The organism is Pseudomonas sp. GW823-FHT05G12 (assembly GCF_058795575.1).
Genome location: NZ_CM179501.1, coordinates 612468 through 636490 on the forward strand (window position 1 = coordinate 612468; position 24023 = coordinate 636490).

General features: G+C 62.6%; 23 protein-coding genes and 1 tRNA gene. 13 read left to right on the forward strand and 11 right to left on the reverse strand.

Translation table 11 applies throughout. The annotated features are described in order from the left end of the window. Window positions 1–6 precede the first annotated feature (6 nt). The 8 genes from AC3RCM_RS02795 (at window position 7) to AC3RCM_RS02830 (ending at window position 10106) form a co-directional block, all read left to right on the forward strand. Complete coding sequence (locus AC3RCM_RS02795; protein WP_020192248.1) at window positions 7–768, forward strand: SDR family NAD(P)-dependent oxidoreductase; 762 nt, start codon at window positions 7–9, stop codon at window positions 766–768. 147 nt (window positions 769–915) lie between these two features. Then, window positions 916–3984 (forward strand): formate dehydrogenase-N subunit alpha, encoded by a 3069-nt coding sequence (gene fdnG / locus AC3RCM_RS02800; RefSeq protein WP_336089737.1) that lies wholly within the window; start codon window positions 916–918, stop codon window positions 3982–3984. After that, window positions 3984–4934, forward strand: coding sequence for a formate dehydrogenase subunit beta (gene fdxH, locus AC3RCM_RS02805; RefSeq protein ID WP_003255436.1), 951 nt, complete (start codon window positions 3984–3986; stop codon window positions 4932–4934). The genes fdnG and fdxH overlap by 1 nt, the downstream gene beginning before the upstream one ends. Further along, entirely contained in the window at window positions 4931–5587 is a 657-nt protein-coding gene (locus tag AC3RCM_RS02810) for a formate dehydrogenase subunit gamma (RefSeq protein ID WP_011953329.1), read from the forward strand. Before fdxH ends, AC3RCM_RS02810 begins: the two co-directional genes overlap by 4 nt. A gap of 4 nt (window positions 5588–5591) precedes the next feature. Next, window positions 5592–6518: a formate dehydrogenase accessory protein FdhE gene (gene fdhE / locus AC3RCM_RS02815; protein ID WP_064492903.1), complete on the forward strand. Its 927-nt coding sequence runs from the start codon at window positions 5592–5594 to the stop codon at window positions 6516–6518. 139 nt (window positions 6519–6657) lie between these two features. Then, window positions 6658–8085 (forward strand): L-seryl-tRNA(Sec) selenium transferase, encoded by a 1428-nt coding sequence (gene selA / locus AC3RCM_RS02820; RefSeq protein WP_064492904.1) that lies wholly within the window; start codon window positions 6658–6660, stop codon window positions 8083–8085. Next, window positions 8082–10004 (forward strand): selenocysteine-specific translation elongation factor, encoded by a 1923-nt coding sequence (selB, locus tag AC3RCM_RS02825; protein WP_064492918.1) that lies wholly within the window; start codon window positions 8082–8084, stop codon window positions 10002–10004. The genes selA and selB overlap by 4 nt, the downstream gene beginning before the upstream one ends. 6 nt (window positions 10005–10010) lie before the next feature. Beyond that, window positions 10011–10106 (forward strand) — tRNA-Sec (locus AC3RCM_RS02830). Between the two features lie 106 nt (window positions 10107–10212). Here AC3RCM_RS02830 and AC3RCM_RS02835 read toward each other — a convergent pair. Beyond that, window positions 10213–11211: an asparaginase gene (locus AC3RCM_RS02835; RefSeq protein ID WP_081273286.1), complete on the reverse strand. Its 999-nt coding sequence runs from the start codon at window positions 11209–11211 to the stop codon at window positions 10213–10215. Between the two features lie 63 nt (window positions 11212–11274). Beyond that, window positions 11275–12717, reverse strand: a complete 1443-nt coding sequence (locus AC3RCM_RS02840) for an alanine/glycine:cation symporter family protein (RefSeq protein ID WP_064492906.1) — start codon at window positions 12715–12717, stop codon at window positions 11275–11277. A 178-nt stretch (window positions 12718–12895) separates the two neighbouring features. On the opposite strand from AC3RCM_RS02840, the gene AC3RCM_RS02845 reads away from it, so the two are divergent. Next, window positions 12896–13705, forward strand: a complete 810-nt coding sequence (locus AC3RCM_RS02845; protein ID WP_020191391.1) for a helix-turn-helix domain-containing protein — start codon at window positions 12896–12898, stop codon at window positions 13703–13705. An 11-nt stretch (window positions 13706–13716) separates the two neighbouring features. On the opposite strand, the gene AC3RCM_RS02850 is transcribed toward AC3RCM_RS02845, so the two are convergent. The 3 genes from AC3RCM_RS02850 to AC3RCM_RS02860 are packed head-to-tail and all read right to left on the reverse strand — an operon-like array spanning window position 13717 to window position 15566. Continuing rightward, on the reverse strand, window positions 13717–14562 hold the full coding sequence (locus tag AC3RCM_RS02850; protein WP_064492907.1) for an alpha/beta hydrolase: 846 nt from the start codon (window positions 14560–14562) through the stop codon (window positions 13717–13719). Between the two features lie 8 nt (window positions 14563–14570). Next, window positions 14571–15362, reverse strand: a complete 792-nt coding sequence (locus AC3RCM_RS02855) for a TSUP family transporter (RefSeq protein ID WP_014755162.1) — start codon at window positions 15360–15362, stop codon at window positions 14571–14573. A gap of 42 nt (window positions 15363–15404) precedes the next feature. Further along, window positions 15405–15566: a hypothetical protein gene (locus AC3RCM_RS02860; RefSeq protein WP_155741836.1), complete on the reverse strand. Its 162-nt coding sequence runs from the start codon at window positions 15564–15566 to the stop codon at window positions 15405–15407. Window positions 15567–15824: 258 nt separating this feature from the next. On the opposite strand from AC3RCM_RS02860, the gene AC3RCM_RS02865 reads away from it, so the two are divergent. Then, on the forward strand, window positions 15825–16709 hold the full coding sequence (locus AC3RCM_RS02865; RefSeq protein WP_019439170.1) for a sugar nucleotide-binding protein: 885 nt from the start codon (window positions 15825–15827) through the stop codon (window positions 16707–16709). Beyond that, entirely contained in the window at window positions 16702–17634 is a 933-nt protein-coding gene (locus AC3RCM_RS02870; protein ID WP_003255418.1) for an NAD-dependent epimerase/dehydratase family protein, read from the forward strand. Before AC3RCM_RS02865 ends, AC3RCM_RS02870 begins: the two co-directional genes overlap by 8 nt. Window positions 17635–17664: 30 nt before the next feature. Here AC3RCM_RS02870 and AC3RCM_RS02875 read toward each other — a convergent pair whose 3' ends face one another. Next, window positions 17665–18108: a winged helix-turn-helix transcriptional regulator gene (locus tag AC3RCM_RS02875; RefSeq protein WP_010951791.1), complete on the reverse strand. Its 444-nt coding sequence runs from the start codon at window positions 18106–18108 to the stop codon at window positions 17665–17667. 103 nt (window positions 18109–18211) lie between these two features. Here AC3RCM_RS02875 and AC3RCM_RS02880 point away from each other — a divergent pair, with 103 nt between their 5' ends. Further along, on the forward strand, window positions 18212–19417 hold the full coding sequence (locus AC3RCM_RS02880; RefSeq protein WP_064492908.1) for an MFS transporter: 1206 nt from the start codon (window positions 18212–18214) through the stop codon (window positions 19415–19417). Here AC3RCM_RS02880 and AC3RCM_RS02885 read toward each other — a convergent pair. The 5 genes from AC3RCM_RS02885 to AC3RCM_RS02905 all read right to left on the reverse strand — a co-directional run bounded on the left by AC3RCM_RS02885 (window position 19405) and on the right by AC3RCM_RS02905 (window position 23400). After that, entirely contained in the window at window positions 19405–20088 is a 684-nt protein-coding gene (locus tag AC3RCM_RS02885) for an OmpW/AlkL family protein (RefSeq protein WP_010951793.1), read from the reverse strand. The genes AC3RCM_RS02880 and AC3RCM_RS02885 overlap by 13 nt on opposite strands. 109 nt (window positions 20089–20197) lie before the next feature. After that, on the reverse strand, window positions 20198–20710 hold the full coding sequence (locus AC3RCM_RS02890; RefSeq protein ID WP_064492909.1) for a DUF3299 domain-containing protein: 513 nt from the start codon (window positions 20708–20710) through the stop codon (window positions 20198–20200). Window positions 20711–20836: 126 nt separating this feature from the next. Then, entirely contained in the window at window positions 20837–22102 is a 1266-nt protein-coding gene (locus AC3RCM_RS02895) for an ABC transporter permease (protein WP_176684346.1), read from the reverse strand. Further along, complete coding sequence (locus AC3RCM_RS02900; protein ID WP_064492911.1) at window positions 22102–22812, reverse strand: ABC transporter ATP-binding protein; 711 nt, start codon at window positions 22810–22812, stop codon at window positions 22102–22104. The genes AC3RCM_RS02895 and AC3RCM_RS02900 overlap by 1 nt, the downstream gene beginning before the upstream one ends. After that, entirely contained in the window at window positions 22813–23400 is a 588-nt protein-coding gene (locus AC3RCM_RS02905) for a DUF2796 domain-containing protein (protein ID WP_064492912.1), read from the reverse strand. It abuts the gene before it with no gap. A 130-nt stretch (window positions 23401–23530) separates the two neighbouring features. On the opposite strand from AC3RCM_RS02905, the gene AC3RCM_RS02910 reads away from it, so the two are divergent. Beyond that, window positions 23531–23875: a hypothetical protein gene (locus AC3RCM_RS02910; RefSeq protein WP_064492913.1), complete on the forward strand. Its 345-nt coding sequence runs from the start codon at window positions 23531–23533 to the stop codon at window positions 23873–23875. The last annotated feature ends 148 nt before the right edge of the window (window positions 23876–24023 follow it).

Consider the following 24023-nt stretch of genomic DNA (forward strand, 5'->3'; position numbering starts at 1 on the left):
TAACGAATGAAAACCGCATTTGTAACCGGTGCTTCCTCAGGCTTTGGCCGCGCCATCTGCTGCACCCTGATCGGCAAAGGCTACCGTGTGATCGGTGGAGCCAGGCGCATGGACAAACTGAAAGCACTGGAGGCCGAACTGGGCGTAAATTTCATTCCGCTGGCGCTGGATGTCACTGATTCAGTGTCGCTCGAGAAGGCGGTCGAGCAGATGCGTGAGGCGTCGCTGCAGATCGATCTGCTGGTCAACAACGCGGGACTGGCGCTGGGCGTGGACCGTGCCCAAACCAGCAGTGCCGCAAACTGGCAGCAGATGATCGACACCAACATCACCGGCTTGGCCATGGTCACCCACAAGATCCTGCCGCAGATGGTGGAAGCCGATAGCGGCATGATCATCAACATCGGCTCGATCGCCGGCACTTACCCCTACCCGGGCGGTAACGTGTATGGCGCCAGCAAGGCGTTCGTCCGCCAGTTCAGCCTCAACCTGCGTGCCGACCTGGCTGGCACCCGGGTGCGGGTGAGCAACATCGAGCCGGGGCTGTGCTCAGGCACTGACTTCTCGGTTGTGCGCCTCAATGGTGATATGGACGCCGTGCAGGCCTTGTATCGTGATGTAGAGGCCCTTCTGCCGGAGGACATCGCAGCGACGGTAGCCTGGGTTGCCGAGCAGCCGGCGCACGTGAATATCAATACCATCGAGATCATGCCTGTGGCGCAGAGCAGTGCGGCGCTGAATGTGGTGCGCAACCTGCCACGTGCCTGATCGGGGCCGCACCACTGACCCAGGTCATCGCACCTTCTGGATTCTTGACTAGTCTTATCCTTTGGCGGCCATCAATTGGCCGCCACCGTGACTACCAAGAGGCGCCGGCAATGTTCCGCGCGTCCACCACCTGATCAGGAGTGCACGATGGACCTGAACCGTCGGCAGTTCTTCAAGGTCGCCGCCGTCGGCCTTGGAGGCTCGAGCCTTGCGGCGTTGGGCATGGCCCCGACGCCGGCATTCGCCGAGCAGGTGCGTCACTTCAAGCTGGCGCATACCAAAGAAACCCGTAACACCTGCCCCTACTGTTCGGTCGGCTGCGGCCTGATCCTGTACAGCCAGGGTGATGCGGGTAAGAACGTCAAACAGAACATCATCCATATCGAAGGGGATGCCGACCACCCGGTCAACCGTGGCACACTTTGCCCGAAGGGCGCTGGCTTGCTGGACTTTATCCACAGCCCGAGCCGCCTGCAGTACCCCGAGGTTCGCAAGCCAGGCAGCAAAGAGTGGGTGCGGGTCAGCTGGGACGAGGCGCTGGACCGCGTCGCCGACCTGATGAAGCAGGACCGCGATGCCAACTTCATCGAGAAGAACGCCCAAGGCCAAACGGTCAACCGCTGGCTCACCACCGGTTTTCTTGCCGCCTCCGCCGCTTCCAGCGAGGCTGGCTACCTGACCCACAAGGTCATCCGCGCAACAGGCATGCTGGGGTTCGATAACCAGGCACGTGTCTGACATGGTCCGACGGTGGCAAGTCTTGCCCCGACGTACGGCCGTGGCGCCATGACCAACCACTGGTCCGATATCGCCAACGCGAATCTGGTCCTGGTGATGGGTGGCAACGCAGCAGAAGCGCATCCGTGTGGCTTCAAGTGGGTGACCGAGGCCAAAGCGCACAACAAGGCGCGGCTTATTGTGGTCGACCCGCGGTTTACCCGTACCGCTTCGGTGGCGGACTACTACGCGCCGATCCGTACCGGCACCGATATCGCCTTCATGGGCGGGCTGATCAACTACCTGCTCAGCAACGACAAGATCCAGCACGAGTACGTGCGCAACTACACTGACGTGTCGTTCATCGTCAAAGAGAACTATGGCTTCGAGGATGGCCTGTTCAGCGGTTACGACGAGGCCAAGCGTGTGTACGCCGACAAGTCCGGCTGGGGTTACGAGCTGGGTGAGGACGGCTATGCCAAGGTCGACCCGACACTGCAGCACCCTCGCTGCGTGTTCCAGCTGATGAAGCAGCATTACAGCCGCTACACCCCGGAACTGGCGAGCATGACCTGTGGCATGCCACAGGACGCCATGATGAAGGTCTGGGAAGAGATCGCCTCCTGCTCGGTTCCGGGCAAGACCATGACGATCCTTTATGCGCTAGGTTGGACGCAGCATTCGATCGGTGCGCAGATTATCCGCAGTGCGGCCATGGTCCAGCTGCTGCTCGGCAACGTCGGCATGCCCGGTGGCGGGGTCAATGCCCTGCGCGGGCACTCCAACATCCAGGGCCTGACCGACCTCGGCCTGCTGTCCAACTCGCTGCCGGGCTACCTGACCCTGGCCGGTGACGCCGAGCAGGACTACGCCGCCTACATCGACAAGCGCGCTTCCAAGCCGCTGCGGCCTGGGCAGTTGTCGTACTGGCAGAACTACGGCAAGTTCCACGTCAGCCTGATGAAGGCCTGGTACGGCGCCAACGCCACGGCGGAAAACAACTGGGGTTATGACTGGCTGCCCAAACTCGATGTACCGGCCTACGACGTGCTGCGCATGTTCGAGATGATGGGCCAGGGCAAAGTCAATGGTTATATGTGCCAGGGCTTCAACCCGATCGCCGCGCTGCCGGACAAAAACCGCGTCACTGCGGCACTGGGCAAGCTCAAGTGGCTGGTGGTCATGGATCCCTTGGCCACCGAGACCTCGGAATTCTGGCGCAACGCCGGGCCGTTCAACGATGTCGACACGGCCTCTATCCAGACCGAAGTGATCCGCTTGCCCACTACCTGCTTTGCCGAGGAAGACGGCTCGCTGGTCAACAGCAGCCGCTGGCTGCAATGGCACTGGAAGGGCGCAGACGGCCCGGGCGAGACGCGTACCGACGTGCAGATCATGAGCGAGCTGTTCCTGCGCCTGCGCCAACGTTACCAGGCCGAAGGGGGAGCCTATCCTGACGCGATAATGAATATCAGCTGGCCGTACAAGATCCCTGAGGAGCCCTCCCCGGAGGAGCTGGCCAAGGAGATGAACGGCTGGGCGGTGGCCGATGTCACCGACCCGACTGGCGCGGTGATCAAGGCGGGCCAGCAACTGGCGGGCTTCGGCCAGCTCAAGGACGATGGCAGCACCGCGTCTGGCTGCTGGATCTTTGCCGGTAGCTGGACCGAACAAGGCAACCAGATGGCTCGCCGCGACAACAGCGACCCGTATGGCATGCACCAGGTGCAGAACTGGGCCTGGGCCTGGCCGGCCAACCGCCGCATCCTTTACAACCGTGCCTCCAGCGACCCGCAAGGCAAGCCGTGGGACCCGGAGAAAAAGCGCCTGGTATGGTGGAACGGCAAGGCCTGGACCGGCACCGACGTGCCGGACTTCAAGGTCGACTCGCCGCCCGAGGCGGGGATGAACCCCTTCATCATGAACCCCGAAGGCGTGGCGCGTTTCTTCGCCATCGACAAGATGGCCGAAGGCCCGTTCCCCGAGCACTATGAGCCCTTCGAAACACCGATCGGCATCAACCCGCTGCACCCGCAGAACAAGAAGGCCACCAGCAACCCGGCCGGGCGCATCTTCGATTCTGTGTGGGACACCCTTGGCACGCACGACGAGTTCCCTTATGCGGCGACCACCTACCGGCTGACCGAGCACTTCCACTTCTGGAGCAAGCATTGCCGGCTCAACGCCATTGCCCAGCCCGAGCAGTTCGTCGAGATAGGCGAGGTGCTGGCCAACGAGAAAGGCATCAAGGCCGGCGACCGGGTACGGGTGTCGAGCAAGCGTGGGCATATCGATGCGGTGGCGGTGGTGACCAAGCGGATTCGCCCGCTGCAGGTCAACAATCAGACCGTGCACCAGATCGGCATTCCGTTGCACTGGGGCTTCACCGGCGCTACCCGGCATGGCTACCTGACCAATACCTTGGTGCCGTTCCTCGGTGACGGCAACACGCAGACGCCAGAGTCCAAGTCGTTCCTCGTGAAAGTGGAGAAACTCTGATGGCCAGCCAAGACATCATCGCCCGCTCGGCCACCACTACCGTGCCGCCCTCGGTGCGTCAGCAGGAGGAGGTCGCCAAGCTGATCGACACTACCAAGTGCATCGGCTGCAAGGCCTGCCAGGTGGCGTGCTCGGAGTGGAATGAACTGCGTGACGAGGTTGGCCACAACCACGGCACCTACGACAACCCCCAGGACCTCACTGCCGAGACCTGGACACTGATGCGCTTTACCGAGCACGAGCGCGACGACGGCAACCTGGAGTGGCTGATCCGCAAGGACGGCTGCATGCACTGTGCCGACCCAGGTTGCCTGAAGGCCTGCCCGAGCCCGGGTGCGATCATCAAGCACGCCAACGGTATCGTCGATTTCAACCAGGACCACTGCATCGGCTGCGGCTACTGCATCACCGGCTGCCCGTTCAACATCCCGCGCATCTCGCAGAAAGACCACAAGGCGTACAAGTGCACCCTGTGTTCCGATCGCGTGAGCGTGGGGCTGGAGCCGGCGTGTGTGAAAACCTGCCCGACCGGGGCAATCGTGTTCGGCAGCAAGGACGAGATGAAAGTGCATGCGGCCGAGCGCATCGTCGATCTGAAGTCGCGGGGCTACGACAAGGCCGGGCTGTACGACCCGGACGGCGTCGGTGGTACCCACGTGATGTACGTGCTGCACCATGCCGACACGCCGAAGCTGTATGCCGGCCTGCCGGACCAGCCAGTGATCAGCCCGTTGGTGGGGTTGTGGAAGGGCTTCACCAAGCCGCTGGCGCTGTTGGCCATGGGCGCGGCGGTGCTGGCGGGGTTCTTCCACTATGTGCGGATCGGCCCACAGCGTGTCGAGGAGGATGAACACCCGACACCGCCGGACGAAAGCGTGCATCAAGTGGACCCGTCGGTCCATGTCTATGATCCGAAGCAGCCCGGTGGGCAAGGGGAGCAGCGGCCATGAACGACAACAAACCCATCCTGCGCTACAACGCCAACGAGCGTAGCAACCACTGGGTGGTGGCGATCCTGTTCATCCTGGCTGGGCTGTCGGGGCTTGCGCTGTTCCATCCGGCGCTATTCTGGCTCAGCAACCTGTTCGGCGGCGGGCCGTGGACGCGCATTCTGCATCCCTTCATCGGGGTGGCGATGTTCGTGTTTTTCCTCGGCCTGGTATTGCGCTTCTGGCGGGCCAACTTCATCACCGCCAATGATCGCCTGTGGCTGCGCCGGGTGGACCGGGTAATGCGCAACGAGGAGGAGGGCGTACCGCCGATCGGCAAGTACAATGCCGGGCAGAAGCTGCTGTTCTGGACCCTGCTGGTGTGCATGCTGGTATTGCTGGTCAGTGGCGTGGTGATCTGGCGCGCATACTTCAGCCATTGGTTTGGCATCGATGCCATTCGCTTGTCTGCGCTGCTGCATGCGCTGGCGGCCTTCGTGCTGATTCTCAGCATCATCGTGCACATCTACGCCGGCATCTGGATCAAGGGCTCGATCGGCGCCATGCTGCATGGCTGGGTCAGCCGCGCCTGGGCCCGCAAGCATCATGAGTTGTGGTACCGCGAAGTGACCGGCGACAAGACGCCGGGTGATCACGGACGAAAAGAAGGATAAGCGCTTGAGCACCCTACTCGAACCCGGGCAGATCGAAGCGTCGGCAGTCACGCCGCCATTTCTGCACCTGCCCGCCGCCAACCTGTTTGAACTGCGCGCCGCCCGCCTGGAGCAACTGGCCGAGGGCAACGCGCTTGGCGACTACCTGAGGTTGATTGCGCGTTTATGCCGCATCCAGCAGCAGCTTGTGGATAACCCGCCCAGCGGCTTGCCCGTGGCCGAGGAGCGTCAGCGCCTGTGCATGGATCATGGTTTGCCGCCGCTGGCGGCTGACAGCCTGGTGCGTGAAGGGCCGTGGCTGGTCTGGTTGCAGGCACTGCTAGAGCACCTCAGCGGCGAACGCAGTGGCCCGCTGGGTGAGGCGCTGCAGGTGCTACGAGGCAGTGATGACAATCAGCGCAAGGGCTGGGGCATTGCTTTGCTGGCAGGTCAGTACGATGGTGTGCCTGCAGCACTGGTGCCGTTCCTCGGGGCCGCGTTGCAGGCGGCGTGGTCCAGCTGGCTGCTGGCGCTGCCCGCACACCAGCTCGAGCCTGCCGGCAGCCTGGCCCAATGCCCGGCTTGTGGTTCGCCGGCGATGGCCGGGGTGGTGCGCAACCGTGGAAAGCACAACGGTTTGCGTTACCTGGCCTGTTCGTTGTGTGCCTGTGAGTGGCATGTGGTGCGGGTCAAGTGCGTGTACTGCGAGTCCAGCAAGGACTTGCGTTACACCAGCCTTGAGGATGATCGCCATGCGCCAGGCAAAGCGCCGCTGCGCGCCGAATGCTGCCCAGGGTGCGACAGCTACCTGAAGCAGAACTACCTGGAGAACGATGCGGCGGCCGAGCCGCTGGCCGATGACCTGGCCAGCCTGGCCCTGGATATACGCCTGGACGGGGAGGGGTTCCATCGCCTGGCGCCCAACCTGATGCTCGCCCCGGGAAGTGGCTGAGGGTCTACACTGAAACACCGACTTGCCTTCGTACCTACAGGTAATTGCGCCAACCTTCCGGATCACGCTGTACTTGTAGGAGCGGGTTCACCCGCGAATGGGCCAGCACAGACAACGGATCAGTCCAAGGTAGTACCGCATGTCCAACAGCCTTGCCAGCGACACCCCACGCCTGCCGTCCATCGATACCCTCCTTCGCCACCCGGCTTGCCTCCCTCTGATCGATCGCCACGGCCGTGACGCCGTGCTGAATACCCTGCGCCAGTTGCTCGATGACCTGCGCGAGCCCGCCCGTAATGGCGAACTCGGCAGCGCCGAACTGGCCCCGGAAATCCTCCTTGGCCGCAGCGGCGAACGCCTCGCCCTCCAGCAACGCAGCCAGGTTCGCCGCGTGTTCAATCTCACCGGGACCGTGCTGCACACCAACCTGGGCCGCGCCTTGCTGCCGGATGAAGCCATCGAGGCCATGCAGACCGCGGCTCGTTACCCGCTCAACCTGGAATTCGACCTGGCCACCGGCAAACGTGGCGACCGTGATGACCTGATCGAAGGCCTGATCCGCGAGCTGACCGGTGCCGAAGCCGTCACCGTGGTCAACAACAATGCCGCCGCCGTGCTGCTAGCGCTCAACAGCCTGGGCGCGCGCAAGGAAGGCATCATCTCTCGCGGCGAGCTGATCGAGATCGGTGGTGCGTTCCGTATTCCCGACATCATGGCCCGCGCCGGCGTGAAGCTGCACGAGGTTGGCACTACCAACCGTACTCACGCCCGCGACTACGAGGCCGCCATCGGCCCGCGCACTGGCCTGCTGATGCGGGTGCATTGCAGCAATTACAGCATCCAGGGCTTCACCACCCAGGTGCCTACTGCCGAGCTGGCACGTATCGCCCACCAACATCAACTGCCACTGCTTGAAGACCTGGGCAGCGGCAGCCTGCTCGACCTTACCCGCTGGGGCCTGCCCGCCGAACCCACGGTACGCCAGGCTCTGGCCGATGGTGCCGATATCGTCACCTTCAGTGGCGACAAGCTGCTGGGTGGTCCGCAAGCCGGGATCATCGTCGGCCGCAAGGACTTGATCACCAGGATCAAGAAAAATCCGCTCAAGCGTGCGTTGCGCGTCGACAAGATCACCCTTGCTGCACTCGAAGCGGTGCTGGCGCTGTACCGCAACCCCGATCGCCTGGCCGAGCGCCTGCCCAGCCTGCGCCTGCTGACCCGCAGCCAGGCCGAGATTCAGGCCCAGGCCGAGCGCCTGGCGCCTGAACTCAAGGCGCGTCTCGGTGAGCAATGGGCAATTAGCGTAGAGCCCGCGTTGGGCATGATCGGCAGTGGCAGCCAGCCGGTTGCGCGCTTGCCCAGTGCCGCGCTGTGCCTGCGCCCGCAAGTGTCGAAGAAGTTGCGCGGGCGCAGCCTGCATGTGCTGGAGCGCGCCCTGCGCGACCTGCCGGTGCCGGTGCTGGGCCGCATTGACGACGATGCCCTGTGGCTGGACCTGCGCCAGCTGGATGACGAAGCCCAGTGGCTGGCCCAGTTGCCAGCCCTGCAGCTGGGGCCGGTGCAGTGATCGTTGGTACCGCTGGCCACATCGACCACGGCAAGACCGCACTGCTGCTGGCGCTGACCGGCCAGGCCGGCGACCAGCGGCAAGAAGAGCGCGCCCGCGGCATGACCATCGACCTTGGTTACCGCTATGCGGCGCTGAGCGAAGGCGGGCCGCTGACCGGCTTCATCGATGTGCCGGGCCACGAGCGCTTTATCCACAACATGCTGGCCGGCGCCCATGGCATCGACCTGGTGCTGTTGGTAGTGGCGGCCGACGACGGGGTCATGCCGCAGACCCGTGAGCACCTGGCGATCATCGAGCTGCTGGGCATTCCCCAGGCCTTGGTGGCGATCAGCAAATGCGACCGGGTAGAGCCGTCGCGTCTGGCCGAGGTGCAGATGCAAGTCAGTGAACTGCTGGCGCCTGGGCCGTATGCCGGTGCGCGGCAGTTTCCGCTGTCGAGCATCAGCGGGGAGGGCGTGGAAGCGTTGCGCCAGGCCCTGCTGGAGGCCGAAGCAGGTACACGGCAACGCAGTGTGCACGGTGGTTTTCGCCTGGCCGTCGACCGTGCCTTTGCGGTTACCGGCGCCGGTGTGGTGGTCACCGGCACGGCACTGGCCGGGCGGGTCAGTGCGGGTGATACGTTGTTGCTGGGCAAGGCCGGCAAGGTGGTGCGCGTGCGTGGCCTGCATGCGCAGAACCAGGCCGCGTTGGTGGCAGAAGCAGGCCAACGGGTGGCGCTGAACATCGCTGCCGAGCGCCTGGCCGTGGAGCAGGTGCACCGGGGCGACTGGCTGGTGCCCGAATGGTTGCATGCGCCCAGTGTTCGGGTGGATATCGAGCTGTACCTGTTACCGGACGAGAAGCGTACTTTCGAACATTTCAGCGCCGTGCATGTGCACCTCGGCACCCAGGATGTAACGGCCCGGGTCGCCTTGCTCGAAGGCGAAAGCCTGGCTGCCGGCCAACGCATGTTTGCCCAGTTGCTGCTCAACGCGCCGTTGCAGGCCGTGCACGGCGACCGCCTGGTGCTGCGCGATCAGCGCGCCCAGCGCACACTGGGCGGCGGCAAGGTGCTCGACCCGTTCGCGCCAAGTCGCCAACGCCGCAGCGATGCCCGTCTGCAACAGTTGCTGGTGCTGCGCGACGCAGTGGATCTGGAGCAGGCACTGCCAGCGCTGCTCGCCAGTGCACCGGGCGGTATTAGCCCGCAGCGGCTCGAGCGGCAGTTCAACCGCCTGCGGGAAACCTGGCAGTTACCGGACGATGTGCGGGTGGTGGCCACCCGGCAGGGCCAACTGCTGTTCGCCAACGCTCAATGGCAGGCGCTCAAGCAGCAGGTCCTGGAGCAGCTGGCGCGCTTTCACGAGCAAGAGCCCGACCAGCTTGGCCCTGACCGTGATCGCTTGCGGCGCTTTGTAGCCTTGCCTCTGGAACGGCCGGCATTCGTCAGTTTGCTGGATGAACTGCTCGACGACAGCGCCATCGCCAGCAGCGGGCCATGGCTGCATCTGCCCGATCACAAGGTACAGTTGAGCGAAGCCGACAGTGCATTGTGGGCACGTCTGCAGCCGAAGTTGATCGCAGGGCAATTTGACCCACCCTGGGTCAGGACGCTGGCGAGTGAGGAGAACCGTGCCGAAGCCGATGTGCGCCTGTTACTGCGCAAGTTGGCCCGGCTGGGCCTGGTACATCAGGTGGTGCGCGACTTGTTCTACCCCGAGGCGACGCTACAGCGCATGGCAGCGTTGATGCTGGGGCAGGCCAGCGAAACGACGATAGTGCAGGTTGCCGCGTTTCGCGATATGTTGGGCATCGGTCGCAAGCGCAGTGTGCAGATTCTGGAATACTTCGACCGCATCGGCCTGACCCGGAGGGTGGCCGACCAGCGTCACATCCGCGCCGACAGCGCCCTGGCTCAACAGCACGCCAGGCACTGAGTTCAAGGAAGGCAATCGCGCCCGGTGGCGCGGCCGGGCTTCAAACCCGGTTGGGGACGGCAGCCGTTCCCGGGCAGGTTCGACTCCCGCTGCCTTCCGCCATTTTTTCACCCTTTAGGGCCTCTTCGCGGGTGAACCCGCTCCTACACAGGAAACGCTATCGTCGTAGGAGCGGGTTTACCCGCGAAGAGGCCCTAAAGGGCGCTGATCAAGCCCGCTCGCCACACAAATCCAGGACAAACCAGCGGTCTGCTGCGTCAGCATCCAACCCTGCGCCCAGTAGCGCCATCATCTTGCCCAGTGCCGCTTCACGGGTCATGCCACCGCCACTGACCAGCCCGGCCCCGCGCAAGCGGTTACCCGCTGCATAGGTGTCGAACACCACCGAGCCTTCCGGGCACTGGCTGATCGCCGCCAACATCACGCCGCGCTGGCGCGCTGCGCTCAGCACATTCAGCAGCGCCTGGTCATCCGACGGACCGGTACCGCTGCCGTAGCACTCCAGCAGCAAGCCCTGCACACCACTGTCGATCAAGGCCTGCAAATGCCCGGCCTGAAGCCCCGGGAACACCGGCACAACCGCCAGGTTGACCGGTTTGCGCGGTTGCTTGTAACCCAGCTCGGCAGGGATCGTATCGGCCCGCTCAGCGTCACGATGGCGCGGCAGCGCAGCAAAGGCATCGAACGCTTCGCTACGCAGCTTCGACGCCCGACAGCCATGCAGCAGCTGACCGTGGAAGTACAGTTGCACGCCATCTTCCAGGCCGTGCTCGAACTGGCGCAATGCGCCGCACAGGTTGTCCCAGGCATCGCTGTCCGGGGCACCTGCCGGCAGCATCGAGCCGGTCAGCACTACCGGTGCTGGCAGGCCCAGCAACAGGAACGACAACGCTGCAGCGCTGTAGGCCATGCTGTCGGTACCGTGCAGCACCAGCACGCCATCGTGGCCCGTTACATCCACCGCCGCGACGATGGCATCGCGCATCGCCAGCCAGTTGTGCTGTTGCATGTTGGCGCTGTCGAGCAGCGGGTTCAGCTCGTGCAGTGTCCATTGCACCTGGGGTGCATTGGCCATCTGGGCAAAGTGTTCACGCATCCGCGCGTCAAAACCACCGGCCGGTGCCAGGCCTTCGGGGGTTTCGAGCATGCCGATGGTGCCACCGGTATAGAGAACGAGAAGATTCTTTACTGCGCGCATGGAAAGCATCCGTAGCGGTGAGCGGACAAAGAAAAGCCGCCCGCGGAAGGGGCGGCTGGGCAGGGGAGGATATCAGCGCTGCGTCTGAACTTGGCCGACTGCTTTGTCAGTGGCTGTTTCCACCTGAGGATTGGCAGGCCAGGCATTGCGGTCCAGGTCCAGGTCGGCAAACTTGGACGAGTCGAACACAGGCTGCTTTACACCGGCCTTGCGCTGCTCGTCGTAGTCGCGCATGACTCGCAGGCCGACCTTGAACAGCAGGGCCAGGGCCACCAGGTTGACGAAGGCCAGGCAGGTCATGGTGATGTCGGCGAAGGCGAACACGGTCGACAGGTCTTGCATCGAACCCCAAACGACCAGTGCCAGTACCAGGCCACGGAACACCATCAACACTACGCGGTTACGGCTGAGGAACTGCAGGCTGTTCTCGCCGAGGTAGTAGTTGTAGAGGATGCAGGTAAAGACAAACAGCGACAGCGCCACGCTGACGAACACGCGACCCCAGTCACCGACTACGGCGGCCAGCGAGTTCTGGGTCAGGACGATGCCGTCACCTTCGAAGCCTGGGGTGTAGAAGCCCGACAGCAGGATCAGCAAGGCGGTGCAGGTGCAGATCACGAAGGTGTCGAGGAACACGCTGAAGGCCTGGACCACGCCCTGCGCGCCCGGGTGTTTCACGGCAGCCACGGCAGCGACGTTCGGTGCACTGCCCAGGCCTGCTTCGTTGGCGAACACGCCACGTTTCACGCCCATGACGATGGCGCTGCCGAGCAGGCCGGCAAACGCCGGGTCGAGGCCGAAGGCGCTCTTGAAGATGGTTTCCAGCATGGCTGGCACGTGTTCGATCTGGGTGCCGATCACGTACAGGGTCACGCCGATGTAGGCCAGGGTCTTGACGGGTACCAGCAGGTCCGACACCGCCGCGATGCGCTTGATGCCGCCGATGAAGGTGATGGCCAGCAGCACGGCCAGGACAATACCGGTGTGGCTTGGGTCGAAGGCAAAGGCATTCTGCAGCGAGTGGGTGACGGTGTACGACTGCAGGCCGATGAAGGCGAAGCCGTAGGTGACCAGCAGCAAGATCGAGAACACGATGGCCATGCTCTTGCGCTTCAGCCCGTGTTGGATGTAGTAGGCCGGGCCGCCACGGTACAGGCCGTCGCCATCAGCGCGCTTGTACACCTGGGCCAGGGTGCATTCGAAGAAGCTGCTGGACATGCCCACCAGTGCGGTGACCCACATCCAGAACACGGCACCTGGGCCGCCCAGGGTCACTGCGATACCGACACCGGCGATGTTGCCGGCGCCCACGCGGCCGGCCAGGCTCAGCATCAGGGCCTGGAAGGAGCTCAGCTGGCCTGCCTGGCCACGCAGCGATTCCTTGAACACGCTGAACATATGGGTGAAGTGGCGGAACTGGACGAACCGGGAGCGGATGGTGAAGTAGCTACCCAGCCCTACGATCAGCACGATGAGGAGTTTCCCCGAAAGGAAATCGTTGATTACTTCGAGCATTGGAAAATGACCTCGATTCTTATTCTTCGTGTGGAAAGACCAGCGGACGGCAGGCGCACCGCTATTCGTTGGGGCGCATGGTTGGCTATGACAAGAGTGGTTACAATTTCGCGGATTGCTCTGACTTGATGCGACTTGATGCTACAATGGCGTCATTCGCGTCACCTGGACTCCGCATATGAGCGATCACTTCGCTACAAACCTCAAACTTGCCTGCAGCCACTACCGCTCTATTTCCGAAGTTTGCCGCCAGCTGTCGATCAACCGCGCGCAGTTCAACAAGTACCTGAGCGGGCAAAGCCGTCCGACGGCTTTCAACCTGAAGCGTATCGGCGACTTCTTCGGTGTCGAGGATTACGAACTGAACCTGCCCGCTGAGCAGTTCGCCCGTCTGATCGGTGCGCGGGTATCGCCCCAGCCCCAGCAGCCCAGTGACCCGATCAGCGAGTTGTTCCGCCCGTTGCACGAACATGGCGGCAACCTTTCGCGCTATTGCGGTTACTACTTCGAGTACTCCAACTGCATGTCGGTGCCGGGCACGATCCTCGTGTCGCTGGTGCACCTGTGGGAAGAGCGCGGCCGTTTTCTGTTCGAGCGCCAGGAACGGCAGGAGCGCTCCAGCGCCACCGATCAGCATGCCGAGGTACGCTGCCGCTACCTGGGGGCGGCGTTCCAGCTGCAGGACCGGATGTTCCTCATCGACTACGAGTCGCTGACATTCAACGAAATGAGCCAGACCATCCTCATCCCCAGCTTCAAAAGCCGCATTACCCGGCTGAATGGCCTGAAGGCCGGGGTATCCAGCGGCGACCGGCGCAACCCGGCCTGTACCCGGGTGGTGTGGGAATACCTGGGCGAGGAGATCAATCGCATCAATGCGTATCGGCAGGTGAAACTGTACCGGCCGGATGATCCGCGCATAGATGACGATGTGCGTGAGCGATTGAGCGTGGCGCCATTGCGCAATGGTCTGTTCGAGATCGAGTAATGCTAAACGCCTTAAGCATTGTCGAGGATGAACGTTGCGACCGTGTCGGCAACCTGGTCCGCTATTGCCGGAGTACTGCGCAAATGTGCCGCGATGCCATGGTCGCAGTCGGTAAGAAACAGACATTGCAAACGCGACGCTGGAACTGCTCGCATCAAGGCGAGGTTAACTTCTTCAGGAATCGGGCTATAGCGTTCAGTGCCGGCAAGCCACAGGTTGCCAGCGCTGGTGCCGGGGCCTTTGCCGAATCTCTGGGAGTTGAGCCCGTCGTACTCGCCGATCACCATCAATACTCTTCCACGAAACTGGTTGAGGAAGGTATAGCTATCGCTCTCCAGAAAACCGAAAGGCTTGTTGATGGCCGCAGTGAATGCCGGGCCGAACGGCGCTTGGTGGGCATGGTCTGGATAAACTGCGGGGCAGATCAGTACGATGCTGTCCACTTGTGGCAACTGTGCTGCAAGCTTAAGCGTAATTGCCCCGCCAAGGCTGTGGCCTATGAGCGTTCGGCATCGCGGCGCGATATGCGCGTGGAAGCGCTGTGCTTCATCAAGGTTCGTCGCCAGTGACGGCGCCATTGCGCCTGGTTCGCTGGCGAGGCTGTGACCTGACAGATTGCCAGTGAGTGAACCAATGCCCGCGGCTTGCAGGCGATAAAGCAGGGGGTTGAGCCGGGTAAAGTCGGAACGCGCGCCCCCCAAGACGAATGCGGGAGCTGCGCGCTCGATATCAGGTACCAGCAATCGCGCCTGTTGCTGGTAGTTTCCAAAGACTTCATTGATGAACAGTTCTTTGCCCGGGGCGGGCTCGTCAAACTGCCACTTCTCGCGCTGTGGGGAAGCCTTTTGAATGTGCATGGTGCTCTCTAGAAGAACTGGTTGAGCCATTCGCCGAGCGGGTTGCCGGTATCGAGCAGCAGTTTGAGTGCCATGATGCAGCAGACGCTGACCAGCAGCGGTTTTATGAGGCGAGAGCCGAAGCGAACTGCGCAGCGAGCCCCCAATTGTGCGCCCAGAAAGGCGGCGAGCGCCATTGCCAGCGCCAGCGGCCAGATGATCGCCCCGCTGAGAGAAAAGACGGATAGTGCGCCCAGGTTACAGGCCGCGTTCAAAAGCTTGCTGGTGCATACGGCTTGAATGAGGTGCTGGCCCAGGAGGACCACGCAAGCCAGCATGAAGAACGAGCCGACTCCGGGGCCGAAGATGCCGTCATAAAAGCCAATGATTGGTGCAGCCGTCACGCAGAATAGGCTGGTCGATACCTTTGCCTTGCGCGCTTGTTCATTCGGCTTTGGACTGAAGGCAAAGTAGGCGGCGATCAGGATCAGCAGTGGTGGGACGCACGCCTGCAAAACGCTTTTGGGGACATAAGTTATCGACAAGGCCCCCAGCGCCCCACCGATAAACGCCATGACAGCCATGGGACTGCCTCGTCTCCAGTCGATCATGCCTTTGCGGGCGAAGGCGCACGTAGCCGAAACCGTAGCCGAAGCTGCCTGGAACTTGTTAGTGGCAATAGCTGCCAAGGGTTCTACACCGGCAATAAACAACACCGGGAGCGTGATAAGGCCACCGCCCCCGGCAATAGCATCAAAAAAGCCGGCCATCAGTGCAACCAGTGCGAGTAGCAGAACAAACGTCAAGTCGATTTCGATCATGGAGTATTTTCCTGTGCTCAACCACGTACCAGCAGCGGGTCTTCAGCGAGCACCTTTCTCGAGTTGATCGGCGAATATACGAGCCTGAAGTGCTACTCCTTTAGCCTCCGGTCCACCCAAATCAGCAAGGGTCTGGCTTGCAAAGGTTATGGCCTGGCTTTGCTCTGGGTAGAAATCCAGGTAGGCAGCTTCCGAATGAGGCATTGAACGTTCCTTGTCGTTTTTGTGTGAAACTCCCTGGCTGGCAAGTGGGGAGTCGACTATTCAATGCAGTTATGCCGTGACGTGGTAGTCAGCCCATTCCTCGTATGTCGTAGGAAATTTCTGTCTGTGGCGGTATTGAGCGGTGAAACTGTGGAATCCCGCCCTGTGGCATCGAACGGGTCCGGTGTTGGACTTCCCGGGCAGGAAACCGCAAAATGACTCTTTTTTCTCATCAACCTCTCCGGATCTGCTGACTCTATGCGTATGCGCCTAATGCTGTTGGGTGGTGGCAATGCCCTCGGGCAAGCGCTGATTCGTCTTGGGGCCGAGGAGGACATCGCATTCCTGGCACCGCGCCCGCCCGAGAACGGCTGGGCGCCCTCAAGCCTCACTCAGTTGCTCGATGACCATCGCCCCGACGCGCTGGTGAACCTGGCCTATTACTTCGACTGGTTCCAGGCCGAGTCGGTCAGCGAGCAGCGCCTGGCCCAACAGGAGCGGGCGGTGGAGCGGTTGGCAGAGCTGTGCCAGCACCATCAGATCACCTTGGTGCAGCCATCCAGCTACCGTGTGTTCGATGGTTCGCGGGCCACGGCCTATAGCGAAAAGGACGAGCCAGTGCCGCTGGGCATGCGTGGCCAGGCCCTATGGCGCATCGAGCAGAGCGTGCGTGCGGCCTGCCCGCAGCATGTGTTGCTGCGCTTTGGCTGGTTGCTGGACGAGAGCATCGATGGCGCATTGGGCCGCTTCCTGACCCGTGCCGAGCAACCACAGGAGCTGCTGCTGGCCGATGATCGACGTGGCAACCCGACGCCGGTCGATGATGCTGCCCGAGTGATCCTGTCGGTGCTCAAGCAACTTGATTGCAATGCGCCGCTGTGGGGCACCTACCATTACGCCGGCAATGAGGCGACCACGCCGCTGGCGCTGGGCCAGGCGATCCTCGCCGAGGCCGGCCAATACCGCCAGCTGGCCGTTCAGGCCCCCACGCCGCAGGCCCATGCCGCGCGCCCGGATGCCAGCGAAGAACCACAGCACGCGGTACTGGCCTGCAAGAAAATCCTTCATACCTTCGGTATCAAGCCGCGTGCCTGGCGCGCTGGCTTGCCACCTCTACTGGACCGGTTCTACCGCCATGGCTGACGCCCCCATCCTGATCACCGGCGGTGCCGGCTTCATTGGCTCCCACCTGTGCGATGCGTTGTTGGACAAAGGCTACGCCGTACGCATTCTCGACGACTTCTCCACCGGCCGGCGAAGCAATCTGCAGGTCGATCACCCACGGCTGGAACTGATCGAAGGTGATGTTGCCGATGCAGGGCTGGTCACTCAAGCGGCGGCTGGCTGCCGTGCTGTGGTGCATCTGGCGGCGGTAGCGTCGGTTCAGGCCTCGGTCGAAGACCCGGTGCGTACCCACCAGAGTAACTTCATCGGTACCCTCAACGTTTGCGAAGCCATGCGCGTGCATGGCGTGCGCCGGGTGCTCTTCGCCTCCAGCGCAGCGGTGTACGGCAACAATGGTGAAGGGGAGTCGATTTCCGAAGACACGCCCAAGGCGCCGTTGACCCCTTATGCCGTGGACAAACTGGCCAGTGAGCAGTACCTGGACTTCTACCGTCGCCAGCATGGTCTGGAGCCGGTGGTGTTTCGCTTCTTCAATATCTTCGGGCCACGGCAGGACCCTTCCTCACCGTATTCCGGGGTGATCAGCATCTTCTGCGAGCGTGCTGTGCAGGGCTTGCCGATTACAGTGTTCGGTGACGGCGAGCAGACCCGGGACTTCCTTTATGTGGGCGACCTGGTGCAGGTGATGGTGCAGGCACTGGAGCAGCCGCAGGTCGAGGAAGGGGCGGTGAACATCGGGCTGAACCAGGCGACCTCACTGAACCAGTTGCTGGCCGCGCTGGAGAAGGTGGTGGGGAGCTTGCCAGCGATCAGCTATGCGGCGGCGCGATCGGGTGATATCCGCCATTCGCGAGCGGATAACCAGCGGCTGTTGGCGCGGTTCAAATTTGCGCAGGTAACGCCGATGGTTGAAGGCCTGACAAAGCTTCTAGGTAAAGGCTGAGCCCCGCGGGGCTGCTCAGCAGCCCTGACATCACCCATGCCGCACCCTTCTGCGCTGGCAATCTTCGGGATGTAAGACCCGCCCATCCTGGCCACGGACCTGCAATATTTCAAGCGCCTGCCCCGTCACGCCGTCCACCAGTTCCGAACGCGCTTCTCCCGCCTCGAACAGAAACCGCTCCCCCCACTGCCTCAAACCAACCACCACTGGAAACACCGACCGCCCTTTATCGGTCAGCACATATTCTTTATAGGCACTGCCATCCGACGCCGGCTGTGTCATCAGCAACCCACTTTCCACCAACAGCTTTAGCCGCGAGGTGAGGATGTTCTTCGCCAGCCCCAGGTTCTTCTGAAATTCACTGAAACGCCGCAGGCCGTCGAAGGCATCGCGCAGGATCATCAGCGCCCACCGGTCACCCAGCACCTCCAGAGCCCGGGCCACGGGGCACTGCGCATTGTTTTCATCGAGCATGGGGCAAGCCTGTCTTGATTATCTGGTTGCAGATTAAAACCACATTTGCTAAATAGCCAGCATGTGGTTTCAAATTGAAACCAGATCCCAGAGGCTTTGCCCGATGACTCCTTCGCTGACACGCTGGATAACCCTGTTGCTTGCCACCACCAGCGCAATGGCGGTGGCGACGGTGTACTTCGCTCAACCGCTGCTTGAGTCGATGGCTGCTGAGTTGGGAGTGGCGCAGCAGCAGATTGGCTGGGTAGTCGGCGCGACCCAGGCGGGCTACGCCCTGGGGCTGCTACTGATTGTGCCGCTCGGGGACTTGGTCGACCGTAAACGCTTGTTGCTTGGCCAGTTGCTGTTCGCGGCGCTTGCGCTGGTCGGCGTTGGCATGGCGCCGAACTGGGCAATATTGCTGCTGGCTCTGGCGATCACCGGGTTGATGGCAGTCATGGTGCAGGTGATGGTGGCTCATGCTGCGAGCCTTGCCTCACCTGGCCAGCAAGGGCAGGCGGTAGGCACTGTCACCAGTGGTGTGGTGCTGGGTATTCTGCTGGCACGGCTGGCTTCGGGCGGGCTGGCTGACCTGGCCGGTTGGCGAAGTGTGTACCTTGTCGCCGCAGGGCTCTTGATGTTGCTGGCGCTGGTGCTGTGGCGCAGTCTGCCCGGCGGGCAGCCGATGGGGAGCCGGCCGGGTTACCGGGCGTTGATCGTGGCCCAGTTCAGCTTGTATCGGCACGACCGGTTGCTGCGCCAGCGCGGCGTGTTCGGTGTGTTGATCTTCGCCGCATTCAGCGTGCTGTGGAGTGCCATGGTCATGCCACTCAGCGCTGCGCCGCTGACACTGAGCCATACCGAGATCGGCCTGTTTGGCCTGGCAGGTGTGGCGGGCACGCTGGCGGCTTCGCATGCCGGTCGTCTGGCTGACCTTGGGCGCGGTGAGCGTACGACCGGAGTGTCGTTGGCCCTGCTGACGCTGTCGTGGCTGCCAACAGCGTTCGTCGAACATTCATTGCTGGCCTTCGTGCTGGGTGTGCTGATGCTGGACTTTGCCGTGCAGGCAGTGCATGTCACCAACCAGAGCCTGTTGCTGGCCGGGCGTGGTGCGATGGCTAGCCGTTTGATCGGCGCCTACATGTGTTGCTATTCGCTGGGCAGCGGTTTGGGGGCGGTGTTGGCGAGCTGGGTGTTTGCACACTGGGGCTGGGTTGCGGTGTGTGGGCTTGGCATGGGCATCAGTGCCGCCGCACTGTGCTACTGGCTATGGCTGCAACGCGCGAGGGCGGCCGAGGCCACCCTGCAATGTTCAGGTCAGAACTTGTAGCCAAGGCCGACCATGTATACCCACGGGTCGACGTCGACGTCGACCTTGGTCTTGCTGTAGCCAAGGGCGGTCGGGCCGTTGACGCTGGCCTTGGTGTCGATGTCGACGTACCAGACCGAGGCGTTTACCAGCAGGTTGTCGGTCAGCATGTAGTCCATGCCCAGTTGGCCGGCGATACCTACCGAATCCTGCAGCTTGAGGTTGCTGAAGCCTTGTTCCTTGCGTGCGCTGCTCAAATCTTCGTCAAAGAACAGGGTGTAGTTGATACCAACGCCAGCGTACGGCTGGAAGCGCGAATTTGGCTCCATTGGGTAGTACTGCAGCGACAGCGTTGGCGGCAGTTGCTTGATGTCCGCCAGCTTGCCGTCCAGCCCGCCGCCCAGACCTTTTACGCCGACGGTGTGCTTGAACGGGGTAGCTGCCAGCAGCTCCAGGCCGATGTGGTCGGTGAGCATGTAGGCAAAGGTCAGGCCCAACTGGGTATCGCTGTCCAGGGTCGCCTTGGTGCCCGACACCTTGTTGCCGTCGAACTTGAGGTCGCCGCTGCTCTCGTTCGGGGCGGTGGTGATGGCGCCTGCGCGCAGGATCATGTCCCCCGCCTGATAGGCGTGGGCGGCAGGGGCGGCGAGCGCAAGGGCCACAAGCGAGGCACCCAGCAAGGACTTGTTCATGGAAGCTCCCAAAGGACGTTATTAATCGAGTAGTCCAATGGTACGGAGCTGGTCAAACGGAAAGTTTGACCCAGCTCAACGAAGCGTCTTCACGAATTCGAAACAGTTCTCATCTCAGCTCATAAGCGTAGATTTTCTCGGCTTCCATCTGGTAGCCGGCGTCGGCCAGCTCGCTGCTGGAAGCTTTAACCTGCATCTTTCCCTCTATCCAGTAGGGCTGGTAGAGGTCTTCGACGCGCACGCCCATCTCGCTGAAAATATGCACGATCTGGTTCGGCGGCGGCGGCGGCACGTGGATGCACGCGCCATAGTAAGGGACCAGCAGGAATTCGGTGGTGCGGCCTTCTTCGCTGACCTCCAGTGGCACGATGTAGCCGGGAAGTTTGACCTGTTGGCCGTCGAGGCTTTCTACCACTGGTGCGTCGGGCGCCTGCTGGCGCGCGGGAGGTGCGGATTCGGCAGACAGGGCGTTGCTGAGCTGTGACATGTCGTGCAGCGGCGCCAGTTGTGGCGGGATGACCGGTGCACCTTCAGGGATCAGTGCGGGCCAGTCCAGCTCCTTGGGTTCGGCGGCCCATAGAGGCATCGCTACCAGCAACAGCAAGGCCAGCAGCATGTGCATTGCCGGCCTCTTCGCGGGCATGCCCGCTCCCACAGGTACTGCACAAGCTCCGACGCCTGCGGGGCTCCCTGTGGGAGCGGGCGTGCCCGCGAAGCAGGCGGTGAGGTGTTTGATCATTACGCGCACTCAGAGGTGTATGGACAGGCCGTCGGCCAGCGATTGCCGGTAAGCCCGCCACGCCGGCACGCTGCCCATCAGCAACGCGGCCCCCATGATGATAGCCAGCAAGGTCCATTCATGGGTACTCGGCAGAGCCAGTGGCAAGTACAAACCATAGTTGGCCTGCACATACCCCTGTGCCAGGGCGATACCCGCATATAGCAAGCCAAGCCCGGCCACGATCCCGACCGAGGCCAGTGACAGTGCTTCCAGTACCAGCAACCCCGCAATATGCCAAGGCCGGGCCCCGACCGAACGCAAGATCGCCATTTCCCGGCGGCGTTCGTTGAGGCTGGTGAGAATCGCCGTGAGCATGCCGATCAAACCGGTCAGCACCACGAATAGCGACACCACGAACAATGCCTGTTCCGCAGTGCCCATCAGGCTCCACAGTTCCTGCAGGGCGACCCCCGGCAGGATCGCCAGCAATGGCTCGCTGCGGTACTCGTTGATCTCTCGCTGCAAACTGAAGGTTGCGATCTTGCTGTTCAGGCCAAGCATGAACGCAGTGATGGCGGCAGGTTGCAGGTCCATCGTACGGGCCTGTTCGGCGCTGATGCGCCCGGCGCCACGGGCGGGTACGCCGTTGTGCCAGTCGATATGGATCGCCTCCATGCCGCCCAGGCTGATATGCAGGGTGCGGTCGACGGGGGTGCCGGTGCGCTTGAGTACGCCGACCACGGTAAACGGCTTGTCGTCGTGCTTGACCAGACTGATTGCGGCCACGCCGTGGGCTAGCACCAGCTTGTCACCCAGCTTGTAGTGCAATGCCTCGGCCACTTCAGCGCCGAGCACTACCTCGAACGGGTCGTTGGCAAACTCACGCCCCTGGCTCAGTTGCAGATGCTGGCGGCGGCCGTACTGGTAATGGCTGAAGTAATCCGTGGTGGTGCCCATCACTCTGTAGCCGCGGTGCGAGTCGCCCAGCGAGATCGGGATTGCCCACTTCACCCGTGGGTCCTGTGCATAGTGCTGGAAGCTGTCCCAGCGGATGTTATTGGTCGCGTTGCCAATGCGGAACACCGAATACAGCAGCAGGTTCACCGAGCCGGAGCGTGCACCGACAATCAGGTCGGTGCCGCTGATGGTGCTGGCGAAGCTGGCACGGGCTTCGGTACGGACCCGCTCAACAGCCAGCAGCAGGCACACCGACAGGGCAATGGCAAAGGCGGTCAGAAACGCAGTGAAGCGGCGGTTGGCCAGGCTGGCCAAGGCAAGGCGGAGCAGGTACATCAGGCCTCCCGGGGCTTGGCGGCGCGGTTCAGTTCGGCAAGCGACAGGTGGCGGTCGAACAGTGGTGCCAGGCTCTGGTCGTGGCTGACGAACAACAGGCTGGCACCGGCGGCGCGGCACTCATCGAACAGCAGGCGGATGAATGCTTCGCGCGTGTCCGCATCCAGTGCCGAGGTCGGTTCGTCGGCGATCACCAGTTCAGGCTGGCCGATCAGTGCGCGGGCGGCGGCGACCCGCTGTTGCTGGCCGATCGACAGGCTGTCGGCGCGGCGGGCGAGCATGGCAGGGTCGCCCAGGCCCAGGTGGGTCAGCAGCGTGCTGGCTGCCTGGTCAACGCTACCATGGCGCTGCTCGGCGCGTGCCTTGCGGCTGCGCGAGAAGCGGCAGGGCAGTTCGACGTTTTCACGTACCGAGAGGAACGGCAGCAGGTTGAACTGCTGGAAGATATACCCTGTGTGATCGACCCGAAAGCGGTCGCGGGCGCCCTGGCTCAGGCTGCCGAGGTCCTGACCGAGCAACTGGATGCGGCCCTGGACCGGCATGTTCACCCCGCCCAGCAGGCCCAGCAAGGTCGTCTTGCCACTGCCGCTGGGGCCCTTGAGGAACAGTGCTTCACCAGCGTCCAGGCGCAATGCCGGAATATCCAGCAGCGGCGGGTGACCTGGCCAGGCGAACACCAGGTCATGCAGATCGATCAACGGCTGGTTCATTCAGAAGGCGACCGCTGCCTTGGTTGGCGTGGTTTCCACGCCTTTCTGGCCATTGGGGCCGATCAGTTGCACGTTGATTTTCTGGGTGGCGGGGAAGGCCTTGAACAGCGGCGCCAGGTCCAGCTGTGTGAGTTTGTCGGGGTTGGCGCAAGTCAGCTGATAGTGGGCGCCGATGTCGCTGTGCTGATGGTCGTGCTCATGTTCATGTTCGTGCTCGTCACCATCGTCGTCGGCCTTCGCTGCGTCACCGAACAGAGGGCTTTCCAGCGCCTGCTGCTCTTCCTTGCAGTCCGCGGCAGCAGAAAGGTCGAACAGCTTCAGGGGTTGTTCAAGCTGCTGGCGCACGGCGGCGACTTTGGCCTTGTCGGCATCGCTGCTGGCGGCATGCTCGAAGCCGACCAGGTTCATTGCCGGGCTGTCCAGTTCCAGTTCCAGGGTATTGCCATCGAGCACTGCGTTGAGCTTGGCTACGCCATGCTCGTGGGCGCCGAGGGAGCCGTGGGCGTGGTCATGATCATGGTCATCGTGAGCATGGGCCACGGCCAGTGGCAGCAAAGCGAAGGGCAGGGCGAGCAGCAGGCGGCGCATGGACGACTCCGGAGCGGGCTGAAAGATTGAGTTATGTTATAACAACTTCTCGGCGTGCCGCCAGCCTGTGTGGCGCATGTTTCATGTTGCGGTAGCATGGCTGCATTGACTTGGGCTCAAGGAATGCATCATGAGAATTCGTGGACAGATTGGTGATTGGCCGGTGGACCTGACCATCGAGCTGACGCCTGAAGAGTGGGCGCAACTGGGGCGGCAGACCGAGGTGCCGATGGTAGCCCAGGCGGCCGCGACAGCTGCGGTGGTCGCACCGCGCCAAAATGACGGTCAGTGGGCTGCGGCGCGTGATGTGTTGCGTCTGGCAGGACAGATGAGCGGGCCGGAATTGCTGGACCGCCTGGAAGGGTTGGCGGGGAGTACGGCGGCGGGTAAACGGTTGCTGGTGCGCTTGCGGCACAGCAGTGAGGTAAAGGTGGAGAGCGGCGTGGATGCGCCCGTTTATCACTGGGTAGGGTGAGCGCTGTCTTGCTTGAAAATTGAAACGCCTGCGCGGTCACCCGTAGGAGCGGGTTTACCCGCGAACACCGGCAGAGCCGGTGCCATCCACTGTGTCGGTTTCTTCGCGGGCATGCCCGCTCCAACAGGTCCAGCGCAGGCTTCAAGGT

Excerpts from the sequence above, each read along its gene's own strand:
- AC3RCM_RS02795 (WP_020192248.1), top strand. The coding sequence starts at position 7 with ATGAAAACCGCATTTGTAACCGGTGCTTCCTCAGGCTTTGGCCGCGCC.
- fdxH (WP_003255436.1), top strand. The coding sequence starts at position 3,984 with ATGGCCAGCCAAGACATCATCGCCCGCTCGGCCACCACTACCGTGCCG.
- AC3RCM_RS02810 (WP_011953329.1), top strand. The coding sequence starts at position 4,931 with ATGAACGACAACAAACCCATCCTGCGCTACAACGCCAACGAGCGTAGC.
- selA (WP_064492904.1), top strand. The coding sequence starts at position 6,658 with ATGTCCAACAGCCTTGCCAGCGACACCCCACGCCTGCCGTCCATCGAT.
- AC3RCM_RS02835 (WP_081273286.1), bottom strand. The coding sequence starts at position 11,211 with ATGCTTTCCATGCGCGCAGTAAAGAATCTTCTCGTTCTCTATACCGGT.
- AC3RCM_RS02840 (WP_064492906.1), bottom strand. The coding sequence starts at position 12,717 with ATGCTCGAAGTAATCAACGATTTCCTTTCGGGGAAACTCCTCATCGTG.
- AC3RCM_RS02845 (WP_020191391.1), top strand. The coding sequence starts at position 12,896 with ATGAGCGATCACTTCGCTACAAACCTCAAACTTGCCTGCAGCCACTAC.
- AC3RCM_RS02850 (WP_064492907.1), bottom strand. The coding sequence starts at position 14,562 with ATGCACATTCAAAAGGCTTCCCCACAGCGCGAGAAGTGGCAGTTTGAC.
- AC3RCM_RS02855 (WP_014755162.1), bottom strand. The coding sequence starts at position 15,362 with ATGATCGAAATCGACTTGACGTTTGTTCTGCTACTCGCACTGGTTGCA.
- AC3RCM_RS02860 (WP_155741836.1), bottom strand. The coding sequence starts at position 15,566 with ATGCCTCATTCGGAAGCTGCCTACCTGGATTTCTACCCAGAGCAAAGC.
- AC3RCM_RS02865 (WP_019439170.1), top strand. The coding sequence starts at position 15,825 with ATGCGTATGCGCCTAATGCTGTTGGGTGGTGGCAATGCCCTCGGGCAA.
- AC3RCM_RS02870 (WP_003255418.1), top strand. The coding sequence starts at position 16,702 with ATGGCTGACGCCCCCATCCTGATCACCGGCGGTGCCGGCTTCATTGGC.
- AC3RCM_RS02875 (WP_010951791.1), bottom strand. The coding sequence starts at position 18,108 with ATGCTCGATGAAAACAATGCGCAGTGCCCCGTGGCCCGGGCTCTGGAG.
- AC3RCM_RS02880 (WP_064492908.1), top strand. The coding sequence starts at position 18,212 with ATGACTCCTTCGCTGACACGCTGGATAACCCTGTTGCTTGCCACCACC.
- AC3RCM_RS02885 (WP_010951793.1), bottom strand. The coding sequence starts at position 20,088 with ATGAACAAGTCCTTGCTGGGTGCCTCGCTTGTGGCCCTTGCGCTCGCC.
- AC3RCM_RS02890 (WP_064492909.1), bottom strand. The coding sequence starts at position 20,710 with ATGCACATGCTGCTGGCCTTGCTGTTGCTGGTAGCGATGCCTCTATGG.
- AC3RCM_RS02895 (WP_176684346.1), bottom strand. The coding sequence starts at position 22,102 with ATGTACCTGCTCCGCCTTGCCTTGGCCAGCCTGGCCAACCGCCGCTTC.
- AC3RCM_RS02900 (WP_064492911.1), bottom strand. The coding sequence starts at position 22,812 with ATGAACCAGCCGTTGATCGATCTGCATGACCTGGTGTTCGCCTGGCCA.
- AC3RCM_RS02905 (WP_064492912.1), bottom strand. The coding sequence starts at position 23,400 with ATGCGCCGCCTGCTGCTCGCCCTGCCCTTCGCTTTGCTGCCACTGGCC.
- AC3RCM_RS02910 (WP_064492913.1), top strand. The coding sequence starts at position 23,531 with ATGAGAATTCGTGGACAGATTGGTGATTGGCCGGTGGACCTGACCATC.